This is a genomic window from Escherichia fergusonii ATCC 35469, assembly GCF_000026225.1.
Classification (GTDB): Bacteria; Pseudomonadota; Gammaproteobacteria; order Enterobacterales; family Enterobacteriaceae; genus Escherichia; species Escherichia fergusonii.
In genome coordinates this window covers 638596-650327 of record NC_011740.1, presented here as the reverse complement: position 1 = coordinate 650327, position 11732 = coordinate 638596, and the positions used below count along the sequence as shown (strand labels likewise).

The following is an 11732-nucleotide window of genomic DNA, read 5'->3' as shown; positions in this document are numbered from 1 at the left end:
ACGCTAAACCACCGACAATTTATCAGTAACCCGGCAACAATGGAGATGTCTATGACCACAACCTGGTTTGTTGCAGCCGACTGGCTCGCCGAGCATATTAACGATCCAGAAATTCAAATTATTGATGCCCGTATGGCTCCACCTGGAGAGAAGGAGCGTCATGTTTTACAGGAGTACCGCGAAGGACATATTCCTGGTGCCGTTTTTTTCGATATTGAAGCCCTTTCTGATCACACGTCCTCCTTTCCACATATGATGCCGCGCCCGGAAGCGTTTGCCGTCGCTATGCGTGAACTGGGCGTTAATCAGGATAAGCATCTGATTGTATACGATGAAGGTAATCTCTTTTCTGCGCCACGCGCATGGTGGATGCTGCGCACTTTTGGTGTCGAAAGAGTATCGATTCTCGCTGGCGGATTAACAGGATGGCAACGCGATGAGTTACTTCTGGAAAAAGGAGATGTGGAACTACCTGAAGGCGAGTTTACAGCAAAATTCACCCCGGATGCGGTAGTAAATGTCACGGACGTTCTGTTGGCAAGCCATGAAAAAACGGCGCAAATTATTGATGCCCGCCCGGCTGCACGTTTTAATGCAGAAGTTGATGAACCTCGCGCAGGTTTACGTCGCGGACATATTCCCGGTGCACTGAATGTTCCGTGGACGGAACTGGTGCGCGAAGGCGAACTGAAAACGACCGATGAACTGGATGCGATATTTTTTGGTCGCGGCGTCAGCTACGACAAACCAATTATCGTCAGCTGCGGCTCTGGTGTAACGGCGGCCGTGGTTTTGTTGGCACTCGCGACACTCGATGTGCCAAACGTGAAACTGTACGACGGCGCATGGAGTGAATGGGGCGCACGAGCAGATTTACCGGTTGAGCCAGTGAAATAAGCTTTATACAGGCAATAAAAAACCGCCAAATTTGGCGGTTTTTTATTGCTGGTCTGGTTCGCGGCCTTTCCAGCAGGTTGTATTACTGCAAGTGTATCTCGTCTACTCAATACTCGCTTTATGCATCAACGATGTCAAGTAGATAAAAAAGGATAGATTTTGAATTCATTTGGCTTATCAGTCCGAATTCAGACAAATATAAACAAATCCCGCTCAATATTTAAAATACTAACCGGTAAAAGATATTACTTAAACGTGTAAATTCACTTTTCTTAAAACAACAAAAAACCGCCAAAATCAGACGGTTATTTGTTGCCGGTCTGGTTCGCGGCCTTTCCAGCAGGTTCACTTGTGTTGCATGAACAACGCAGGTGCCTCACAGCAAAATAATAATCGTTGTTAAGAAATTTTGTGTCAAGTAAAAAACGAGTAATTATTTTTCGGTTAGCGTATTATCGACAACGGCCCTTTCCGCCGTCTCGCAAACGGGCACTGGCTTTAGGAAAGGATGTTCCATGACCGTAAATGCAAGTGTATCTCGTCGCTTGCTATCGCGGCAATATCGCCAGTGGTGCTGTCGTGATGCGGTCTTCGCATGGACCGCACAATGAAGATACGGTACTTCTGTATCGTACTTATTGTTTCTGGTGCGCTGTTTTCCGAAGTAAATAATAACCGGAGTCCCTCCGGCAACAATTTACTGATGGTTAACAACCTTCAGAACAGCAAGTAAGCCCGAATGCCGCCCTTTGGGGCGGCATATTTTAAATTATTCGATTCTGTTTAAAATCACGCAGGAATCCCCCCCAGCGACGTTCATAGAATGGCGCAATATGTTCGGTAATAAAGTGGCTAATTCCTTTTTCCCCTTTTTTCACCTGGCAAATATCTATTGGTTCATCACCAGGTAATGTATCGGTCGCTACACTTCCCGCCGCCTGAATAATTTCTTCGATATCGCCATCGGCTTCAATGCCAATAAGTAAATTAGGCTGTGCCTCTTCGTTCTCTTTAATTGAACAAATAAAAGCACGCTTCACCGGCTTAATGGTTTTAAATAAGGTGGTAAGTGAATCAATCATTTGTGCTGGCGGCTCTGCGACTTCCGATAATATCAGCGATTCACCGCCTTCCAGTACTTCCTGACTGCTCAGCGGATTTCCTTCTTCACCGATCAGCAAACTGATTTCACGCGGCATAAATTCTTTACCGGTTGGCAGTTTGGCATTAAGGAAGAGCGTTTCGCCAAGGGTCATCTCAAACAATGTGCGAACGGGCATTACGACAAATGCCTGTTTGCCGTCGACCGCCTGTTGAAGTGCTTCTAACGAGGTGAAAAAAGGAATGACGCTGGTACCGTCTTCTTTTTCCCAGTGCTGTAAATCAAGCGCGCTATCTTCAACCACAGCCTCGCCCTGCGCTGCCATACCTGGTACCCAGACAGTGGATTCCAGTAGAGTACGGAAAAAGGCCGGGCGGTGCGCCGGTTCAGTTGCTGCTTTTTCCAGCAGCTCTTCAAGTTCGTTTTTTGTTTCGGACATAAGAACCACAATTCATTCAACGTTCGGGGCACAAGTGCCTGATGCGCTACGCTTATCAGGCCTACAAGGGAATCGCAATCTATTGGATGTTCGCAATTTTGTAGGCCAAATAAGACGTTTACGCCGTTAACAGATTAGCAATCGTGCGCACACCCAGCCCGGTCGCACCCGCAGACCACTGTTCAACTGGTGCTTTACGGTAAGTCGCCGAACAATCGATATGCAGCCAACCTTGTTTATAGTTCTCAACAAAGTGCGACAGGAAGCCCGCCGCCGTACTTGCACCTGCCGGATACGCCGCGCTTCCGGTGTTGTTCAGTTCCGCAAAGTTAGATGGCAGCTGGCTACGGTGGAACTCCGCCAGCGGCAGACGCCAGAACGGTTCGTTCTCCTGGGCGGCACTCTCCAGTAGGCGACCGGCCAACGCATCGTCAAAACTGAACAGCGCGTGATAATCATTACCCAGCGCGGTTTTCGCCGCACCGGTGAGTGTCGCGGCATCGATAATCAGTTCCGGTTTCTGCGCACTGGCGTCAATCAGGCCATCTGCCAGAACCAGACGCCCTTCCGCATCGGTGTTCATGACTTCGACTTTTTTACCGTTGCGATAGGTAATGATATCCCCCAGTTTGAACGCGTTGCCGCTAATCAGGTTATCCGCACAGCAGAGGAACAGCTTCACACGCTTGTTCAGACCGCGCGTAATGGCAAATGCCAGCGCCCCGGTAACCGTTGCCGCACCGCCCATGTCAGACTTCATTGAGTCCATAAACGCGGTCTGTTTGATGCTGTAGCCGCCGGAATCAAAGGTGATGCCTTTACCTACCAGGCACGCGTACACCGGCGCTTCTTTATCGCCAGTTGGGTTGTAATCCAGCGCCAGCAATACCGGGGAACGTTCTGAACCACGCCCGACAGTGTGCAGCCCCATATAACCTTGATCACGAAGATCTTCACCTTTGGTGATCCGGTAAGTCACACGATCGCCTGCGACGTTGCTGATCAGATCAACAGCACGCTGTGCCAGTTGCGATGGCCCCAGTTCTTCTGCTGGTGCGTTGATGGTGTCACGCACCCAGTCGATGATCATCAGGCGGTTATCCAGTTCCTGACGCTGGGCATCGTCCAGATCCGGCCACTCCACTTTACGCGTGCCTTTCGGGGCTTTGTAACCTTGCCAGAATGCCCAGCAACGATCCGCATCCCAGCCTTCACCGCTTAGCTGAACATGCTTGATGCCCAGACCGTCAATCTTGCGCGCCGCACGCTGGATCAGCCCCAGATCGTCTGCCCCGTTCAAATGCAGGGTAATACCATCATTATTAATGCTGTAAGTCGCTTTTTCTCCCCAGCGCGCGTCGGCAGGTTGGGTCGAGAGGGTAATCTTCATCGCTTCTGTCATTTTAGTTATCCTTATTTGTAAAAGGGCCTCCAGTTGGCAGCCCCAGGATTTTTCCGCTAAATGATTCGCGTTGCAGGAAGGCGGCAAGTGAGTGAAGCCCCAGGAGCATAGATAACTATGTGACTGGGGTGAACGAGCGCAGCCAACGCATCTGCGGCGTGAAGCATGACGCGGAAATCACTCGGCTTCGTCCAGCCAGACTAATAAAATCGCTTCGAGGATTTTCTCGTTGGACGCCTGCGGGTCGTCGTCGAAATCTTCCAGATCGCAAATCCACTGATGCATATCGGTGAATCGAACCGTTTTCGGATCAAGATCGGGATATGCATCGTACAGTGCTTCGCCAATTTCGCGGCTATCGGTCCACTTAAGTCCCATACTAACCTCTGTTAATGCTCACGCGCATGGTTGATAGTGTAACGCGGAATTTCGACCACTAAATCTTCGTCGGTAACGCGCGCCTGGCAGCTTAAACGGCTTTCCGGCTCCAGCCCCCAGGCTTTGTCCAGCATATCGTCTTCCTGCTCTGAGCTTTCCGGCAGCGAATCAAAACCTTCACGAACGATGCAGTGGCAGGTGGTGCAAGCACAGGATTTTTCACAGGCGTGTTCAATCTCGATGCCGTTACGCAGCGCAACGTCGAGAATGGTTTCACCGCTATTCGCTTCCAGAACAGCGCCATCAGGACAGAGATCCTGATGAGGCAAAATAACAATCTTTGGCATATTAAACCTCGTCCACGGAATGGCCCTTCAGCGCACGACGAACCGACTGGTCCATGCGGCGAGCGGCGAAATCCTGGGTTTGTTTGTCTACGTTTTTAATCGCTTGTTCGATGGCGTCAACATCATCGCCCTGCGCCACTTCACTCAGGTGAGCGGCAGCATCGTCAATGACCTGACGCTCTGCGGCGCTTAACAGCGCGGCATCAGCAGCCAGCGCGCCGTGCAAACTTTCCAGCACACGCGCCGCTTCTACTTTTTGTTCAGCCAGCATACGGGCTTTTACGTCCTGCTCGGCATAGCTCATTGAGTCTTTGATCATCGAAGCGATTTCACTGTCGGTCAGACCATAAGACGGTTTAACCTGAATAGACGCCTCAACGCCGGTGGATTTCTCCATCGCCGTCACGCTCAAAAGACCATCAGCATCGACCTGAAACGTTACGCGAATATGCGCGCCGCCAGCCGGTAGCGCCGGAATACCACGCAGCGCAAAACGTGCCAGCGAGCGGCAGTCCTGCACCAGCTCACGCTCACCCTGCATTACATGGATAGACATCGCCGTCTGACCATCTTTAAAGGTGGTGAAATCCTGGGCGCGGGCCACCGGAATTGTGGTGTTACGCGGGATCACTTTCTCCACCAGGCCACCCATGGTTTCGAGGCCCAGCGACAGCGGGATCACATCAAGCAACAGCATTTCGCTGTCCGGCTTGTTACCCACCAGAATATCCGCCTGAATCGCCGCGCCAATAGCGACGACTTTATCCGGGTTGATGGAAGTCAGCGGTGGACGACCGAAAAATTCGCCCACTCGTTCACGCACCAGCGGCACGCGGGTAGAACCACCAACCATAACCACTTCCAGCACTTCATCAGCTTCTACGCCCGCGTCTTTCAGCGCACGACGACAAGCCAGTAAGGTTCGTTTTACCAATGGCGCGATCAATTCATTGAATTGTTCACGGCTGATTTCACCCTGCCAGCCCGCAACATTCACGGTCACAGAGTCCGCATCGCTCAGCGCGATTTTGGCCGCAATGGCGGCATCCAGCAGTTCACGCTGAACGCGGTTATCGCTACGGTCAGGAATGCCCGCCTGTTCGCGAATGTAATCTGCTAACAGATGGTCAAAGTCATCGCCGCCGAGCGCAGAATCACCGCCGGTCGCCAGCACTTCGAACACGCCGCGACTTAAGCGAAGAATGGAAATATCAAACGTCCCGCCACCGAGGTCATAAACAGCGATCACGCCTTCCTGACCGGAATCCAGCCCGTAGGCGATAGCCGCAGCGGTCGGTTCGTTAAGCAAGCGCAGAACATGCAGCCCAGCCAGACGCGCCGCGTCTTTGGTGCCCTGACGCTGGGCATCGTCAAAGTACGCCGGAACGGTGATAACGACACCATCCAAGTCGCCAGCCAGGGCTTCAGTTGCCCGCGCCGCCAGTGCTTTGAGGATGTCCGCAGAAACGCGCACCGGATTCAGCAATCCCGCTGCTGTTTCAATCATCGGCAAGCCGTTTTCGCTGGCCTGGAATTGATAAGGCAAATGCGGGTAGCGTTGCTGGATATCAGCCAGCGAGCGCCCCATCAGGCGTTTAACAGAACTAATGGTGTTGGCGGTGTCAAGCGCTGCGTTAGCGCGCGCGTCATAACCCACCGAATGCCCCTGCTGTTGATAGTGAACAACAGAGGGCAGCAGGTGACGGCCTTCATGGTCGGCTAACGTTTCGGCCTGACCGCTGCGTACTGTCGCCACCAGCGAGTTGGTTGTGCCCAGGTCAATACCGGCCGCCAGACGACGCTGATGCGGCGCAGCACTCAAACCAGGTTCACTAATTTGTAATAAGGCCATGTTTAGCTTCCAGAAATTAAAAATCGAGCAGTTTTTCTTCGAGTTGTTCGGCACTACTTCGCAGTTTATCGAGAAAACGCAGCTTACGCACGGTATCCGCCGCCGCGTCCCACGTCTCGTTGTCTAACTGTTCAACCATCAACTGATGGCGGGTATCAAACATCTTTTTCACACGTTTGATAAAGCTTTCCAGCCGTGCTTCATCTTTCGCCTGTTCGATCTCGTCCAGTTCTTCGCGCAGCTCCAGCTGTTCCATCAGGAACGCGGTGTCGCGCACAGTATGCTGCTCGCTGGCGAGATCAAAACCGTGCAAAGAAAGTAAATATTCCGCGCGCATTAACGGATGACGCAGCGTTTGCCAGGCCTGGTTAATGGTTGCAGATTGCTGTACGGCGGCGAGTTGTTCCGCCTGGCTTCCGCTGGCGAATTTATCAGGATGATACTGACGTTGTAGATCCTGAAAACGCAGGCTCAGTGCCTGGGTATCGAGTTGATAACGGGCAGGCAAGCCAAAGAGGGTGAAGTAATCCATAACATTCTCAGGGCTGCGATCCGCCGCAATAACGACGAATCAGGTAAAACAAACCCCACGCGCAGCTGACCACGGTGGGGTTATCGGTATGCGCATCAAACGTGGAAGCTTTCGCCGCAACCACACTCATCTTTGACGTTCGGGTTGGTAAATTTAAACCCTTCGTTCAGGCCTTCTTTTACGAAATCCAGTTGCGTACCGTCCAGAAATTGCAGGCTTTTGCCATCGACCACGACTTTCACGCCTTTGTCTTCAAACACGATGTCTTCCGGCGTCGGTTCGTCAACAAATTCCAGTACATAAGCCATACCTGAACATCCGGAGGTTCTCACGCCCAGACGCAGGCCAAACCCTTTGCCGCGGTTAGCCAGAAAGGTATTTACTCGCGCTGCTGCACTGTCGCTCAGTGTAATCGACATAACCAAACCTCAACTCTTATTTTGCTTCACGTTTGCTTTTATAGTCCGCAATGGCGGCTTTGATCGCGTCTTCTGCCAGAATAGAACAGTGAATTTTCACCGGCGGCAGTTCAAGTTCTTCAGCAATATCGGTGTTTTTGATCGCCTGTGCTTCGTCGAGAGACTTCCCTTTCACCCATTCGGTGACCAGGGAGCTGGAAGCGATAGCGGAACCGCAGCCGTAAGTTTTAAAACGCGCGTCTTCAATGATACCTTCATCGTTGACTTTAATCTGCAACTTCATCACGTCGCCACAGGCCGGTGCACCCACCATGCCGCTGCCCACGTTCTCGTCGTTGTTGTCGAAGGAACCCACGTTACGCGGATTCTCGTAATGATCGATAACTTTTTCGCTGTAAGCCATTATAAATTCTCCTGATTCCGATACCGATTAATGATGTGCCCATTCGATGCTGTTCAGATCCACGCCCTGCTTGTACATTTCCCACAGCGGAGAAAGGTCACGCAGACGACCGATGGATTTACGAACTAACTCGATGGTGTAGTCGATCTCTTCTTCAGTAGTAAAACGACCTAAAGAGAAACGGATAGAGCTATGTGCCAGCTCGTCGTTCAGCCCCAGCGCGCGCAGCACGTAGGACGGTTCGAGGCTTGCTGACGTACAGGCAGAACCGGAAGAAACCGCAAGGTCTTTCAGCGCCATAATCAGCGACTCACCTTCAACGTAGTTAAAGCTGACGTTGAGAATGTTCGGCGCACCGTGTTCCAGGTCACCGTTCAGGTAAACTTCTTCGATATCTTTGATGCCGTTCCACAGACGGTTACGCAGGCCGCGCAGACGTTCCATCTCGGTCGCCATCTCTTCTTTTGCGATGCGATAGGCTTCGCCCATACCGACGATCTGGTGAACAGGCAGAGTACCGGAACGCATACCGCGCTCGTGACCGCCGCCGTGCATTTGTGCTTCGATACGTACGCGCGGTTTACGACGCACATACAGCGCACCGATACCTTTCGGGCCGTAGATTTTGTGACCGGAGAAAGACATCAGGTCAACTTTCAACTGGCTCAGGTCGATAGGCAGTTTGCCCACGCTCTGGGTTGCATCAACGTGATAGATAATGCCACGAGCACGGCACATTTCGCCGATAGCCGCGATATCCTGCACCACGCCAATTTCGTTATTTACGTGCATGATGGAAACAAGGATGGTGTCGTCACGCATCGCTGCTTCGAGTTCTTTCAGGTCGATAATACCGTTACGCTGCGGTGCCAGGTAGGTGACTTCAAAACCTTCACGCTCCAGCTGACGGCAGGTATCCAGTACCGCTTTGTGTTCGGTTTTGCTGGTGATGATGTGCTTGCCTTTTTTCTGATAAAAGTTAGCAGCACCTTTGATCGCCAGGTTGTCAGATTCGGTAGCACCAGAGGTAAAGACGATTTCTCGCGGATCAGCGCCAACCAGATCGGCAATCTGATTACGAGCGATATCTACCGCTTCTTCAGCCTGCCAGCCGAAACGGTGAGAACGGGAGGCCGGGTTACCAAAGGTTCCGTCCATCGTCATAAACTGCATTATTTTCTCGGCAACACGCGGGTCCACCGGCGTGGTTGCGGAGTAGTCGAGATAAATCGGTAATTTCATTGCTCTATAAACTCCGTACATCACTCAATGCAAGGAACCAGGCTACCGGCTGGATGTACGACCGTGTTTACGGAGCGCGATACGCCCCGGCCTGATTCTAATATCTTGTTATCTTTAACCTAACTGTTTCGAGTTTCAGCAAGTTGACAAACTTACGAATCTCCGGGAGCTTACATAAGTAAGTGACCGGAGTGAGTATGTGCAGTCAACGCAGATGCAACACGAAACAGGACGGTTAAATTAAGCGCGTAACTTAACGTCGATCGCGTCTTGTGTGCGGGTGCGTGGCGCGTCGTGAGTATGCTGACGACCAGATACATCCAGCACTTCCTGGTTATTAACCAGTTCGCCTAAAGTAATGTTGTTGAGAAAACCGGTGAGACGGTCGCTCAAATCACGCCACAGCGCGTGGGTCAGGCATTTATCGCCACCCTGGCAGCCGCCTTTACCCTGACAACGGGTGGCATCTACAGATTCGTCAACGGCGCTAATCACTTCGCCAACGGCGATGCTGCTGGCATCTTTGCCTAACAGATAACCACCGCCTGGTCCGCGTACGCTGGAAACCAGACCATTTTTACGCAGACGGGAAAACAGTTGTTCCAGATAAGAAAGGGAAATTCCCTGACGTTCGGAAATATCAGCCAACGGTACCGGGCCCGCTTCAGAGTTGAGCGCAACGTCAAGCATTGCGGTCACGGCATAGCGCCCTTTAGATGTCAGTCTCATGTCTTACTTCACCTCAAACTCGCCCCTGCCCGGGGTTTTTTATTGTAAAAGTGGGGGTATTGCATAGCAGGGTCAAGTCTGACATTCCCGAGTAAATTGGTCAACTATTTACTTGACTGATTTAGTCGGGTATTTAACCTTCAGTGCCATTTTTTTATCGTGGCGTTTGTACCTGTTGTCGGGTGCGGCGTAAACACTTTATCCGACCAGGGGTTCAGTACAATGTAGGCCTGACAAGACGCGTTAAGCGCCGTATCAGGCAACCTCGGTTATTCGGCCTTGTTACCTTTATTCTGCTGCTCAATAGAAGCCAGAATCCCGCGCAGGATATTCAACTCCTGGCTTTCCGGGCGCGCACGGGTAAACAGACGACGCAGCTTATTCATCACCTGCCCCGGATGGTTTTCACGGATAAAGCCGGTTGCCAGCAGCGTTTGTTCAAGATGACCGTAAAAACGTTCCAGATCATCGACCAGCGGATACGGCGTCTCGTCATGTTCAACCTGCTCGCTGTTCTCCTGAGTCGCCAGCCAGGCCATGCGCACTTCATAGGCAATAACCTGAACAGCCATCGCCAGGTTAAGCGAACTGTATTCCGGGTTAGCGGTAATGGCGACATGATAATGGCACTTTTGCAACTCTTCATTGGTCAAGCCGACACGCTCACGACCAAAAACCAGTGCCACCGGCGTATTTGCCGCTTCAGCGACGCTTTTCAAACCGCATTCGCGCGGGTCGAGCATCGGCCACGGCAGCGTGCGCGAGCGTGCACTGGTGCCAACCACCAAGCTACAACCGGCTAACGCTTCGTCGAGTGTATCGACAATGTGAGCATTACCAATCACATCGCTGGCCCCTGCTGCCAGAGCAATCGCCTGGGAGTCAGGTTTCACTAGTGGATTAACCAGCCACAGATTGGTTAAGCCCATTGTTTTCATGGCACGGGCAACAGAACCCATATTGCCGGTGTGTGACGTCTCCACCAGCACAATTCGAATATTTTGCAGCATTGTCTTTCTTCATCTAAAGATTATTCACGCATCTTATCATAAAACGAAGACAGATGCCGATCTCGCTGCTATACTCTGCGCCGTTTTCCCGTTCTTTAACATCCAGTGAGAGAGACCGATGCATCCGATGCTGAACATCGCCGTGCGCGCAGCGCGCAAGGCGGGTAATTTAATTGCCAAAAACTATGAAACCCCGGACGCTGTAGAAGCGAGCCAGAAAGGCAGTAACGATTTCGTGACCAACGTAGATAAAGCTGCCGAAGCGGTGATTATCGACACGATTCGTAAATCTTACCCACAGCACACCATCATTACCGAAGAAAGCGGTGAACTTGAAGGTACCGATCAGGATGTTCAATGGGTTATCGATCCACTGGATGGCACTACCAACTTTATCAAACGCCTGCCGCACTTCGCGGTATCTATCGCCGTTCGTATCAAAGGCCGCACCGAAGTTGCTGTGGTTTATGATCCTATGCGTAACGAACTGTTCACCGCCACTCGCGGTCAGGGCGCACAGCTGAACGGCTACCGTCTGCGCGGCAGCACCGCTCGCGATCTCGACGGTACTATTCTTGCGACCGGCTTCCCGTTCAAAGCAAAACAGTACGCCACCACTTACATCAACATCGTCGGCAAACTGTTCAACGAATGTGCAGACTTCCGTCGTACTGGTTCTGCGGCGCTGGATCTGGCTTACGTTGCCGCAGGTCGTGTTGACGGTTTCTTTGAAATCGGTCTGCGTCCGTGGGATTTCGCCGCAGGCGAGCTACTGGTTCGTGAAGCGGGCGGCATCGTCAGCGACTTCACCGGTGGTCATAACTACATGCTGACCGGTAACATCGTTGCCGGTAACCCGCGCGTTGTTAAAGCCATGCTGGCGAACATGCGTGACGAGTTAAGCGACGCCCTGAAGCGTTAATGACTCAGGCGGGTGATATCCACTCACCCGCCAACTCTTCAGGCGCTTTTCTGAAACT

14 protein-coding genes are annotated in these 11732 nt (G+C 51.9%); 3 read left to right on the top strand and 11 right to left on the bottom strand.

Annotated features, from left to right (window positions below; genetic code table 11):
- Positions 1-51 precede the first annotated feature (51 nt).
- Both sseA and timP read left to right on the top strand, forming a co-directional pair.
- On the top strand, positions 52-897 hold the full coding sequence (gene sseA, locus EFER_RS03365; protein ID WP_000214208.1) for a 3-mercaptopyruvate sulfurtransferase: 846 nt from the start codon (positions 52-54) through the stop codon (positions 895-897).
- 607 nt (positions 898-1504) lie between these two features.
- Entirely contained in the window at positions 1505-1630 is a 126-nt protein-coding gene (timP, locus tag EFER_RS24715; protein ID WP_243204021.1) for a small toxic inner membrane protein TimP, read from the top strand.
- 31 nt (positions 1631-1661) lie between these two features.
- Here timP and sseB read toward each other — a convergent pair whose 3' ends face one another.
- The 11 genes from sseB to trmJ form a co-directional block, all read right to left on the bottom strand.
- Positions 1662-2438 carry an enhanced serine sensitivity protein SseB gene (sseB, locus tag EFER_RS03360; protein ID WP_012599948.1) on the bottom strand — a complete coding sequence of 259 codons (777 nt, stop codon included), beginning with the start codon at positions 2436-2438 and terminating at the stop codon, positions 1662-1664.
- Between the two features lie 118 nt (positions 2439-2556).
- Positions 2557-3840, bottom strand: a complete 1284-nt coding sequence (gene pepB, locus EFER_RS03355; protein ID WP_000133572.1) for an aminopeptidase PepB — start codon at positions 3838-3840, stop codon at positions 2557-2559.
- Positions 3841-4017: 177 nt separating this feature from the next.
- Complete coding sequence (gene iscX, locus EFER_RS03350) at positions 4018-4218, bottom strand: Fe-S cluster assembly protein IscX (protein WP_000523616.1); 201 nt, start codon at positions 4216-4218, stop codon at positions 4018-4020.
- Between the two features lie 11 nt (positions 4219-4229).
- Positions 4230-4565, bottom strand: coding sequence for an ISC system 2Fe-2S type ferredoxin (gene fdx / locus EFER_RS03345; RefSeq protein WP_001124471.1), 336 nt, complete (start codon positions 4563-4565; stop codon positions 4230-4232).
- Position 4566: 1 nt separating this feature from the next.
- On the bottom strand, positions 4567-6417 hold the full coding sequence (hscA, locus tag EFER_RS03340; RefSeq protein ID WP_001196583.1) for a Fe-S protein assembly chaperone HscA: 1851 nt from the start codon (positions 6415-6417) through the stop codon (positions 4567-4569).
- Between the two features lie 16 nt (positions 6418-6433).
- On the bottom strand, positions 6434-6949 hold the full coding sequence (gene hscB, locus EFER_RS03335; RefSeq protein WP_000384413.1) for a co-chaperone HscB: 516 nt from the start codon (positions 6947-6949) through the stop codon (positions 6434-6436).
- Positions 6950-7044: 95 nt separating this feature from the next.
- Positions 7045-7368 carry an iron-sulfur cluster assembly protein IscA gene (gene iscA, locus EFER_RS03330; protein ID WP_000028953.1) on the bottom strand — a complete coding sequence of 108 codons (324 nt, stop codon included), beginning with the start codon at positions 7366-7368 and terminating at the stop codon, positions 7045-7047.
- Positions 7369-7384: 16 nt separating this feature from the next.
- Positions 7385-7771, bottom strand: a complete 387-nt coding sequence (gene iscU, locus EFER_RS03325) for a Fe-S cluster assembly scaffold IscU (RefSeq protein ID WP_000331707.1) — start codon at positions 7769-7771, stop codon at positions 7385-7387.
- A gap of 27 nt (positions 7772-7798) precedes the next feature.
- Positions 7799-9013 (bottom strand): cysteine desulfurase, encoded by a 1215-nt coding sequence (gene iscS, locus EFER_RS03320; protein ID WP_012599947.1) that lies wholly within the window; start codon positions 9011-9013, stop codon positions 7799-7801.
- A 240-nt stretch (positions 9014-9253) separates the two neighbouring features.
- Complete coding sequence (gene iscR / locus EFER_RS03315) at positions 9254-9742, bottom strand: Fe-S cluster assembly transcriptional regulator IscR (protein WP_001241357.1); 489 nt, start codon at positions 9740-9742, stop codon at positions 9254-9256.
- Positions 9743-10011: 269 nt separating this feature from the next.
- Entirely contained in the window at positions 10012-10752 is a 741-nt protein-coding gene (gene trmJ / locus EFER_RS03310; protein ID WP_000940026.1) for a tRNA (cytosine(32)/uridine(32)-2'-O)-methyltransferase TrmJ, read from the bottom strand.
- Between the two features lie 118 nt (positions 10753-10870).
- Between trmJ and suhB the strand changes: the two genes are divergently transcribed.
- Positions 10871-11674 carry an inositol-1-monophosphatase gene (gene suhB / locus EFER_RS03305; RefSeq protein ID WP_000553451.1) on the top strand — a complete coding sequence of 268 codons (804 nt, stop codon included), beginning with the start codon at positions 10871-10873 and terminating at the stop codon, positions 11672-11674.
- Positions 11675-11732 lie beyond the last annotated feature (58 nt).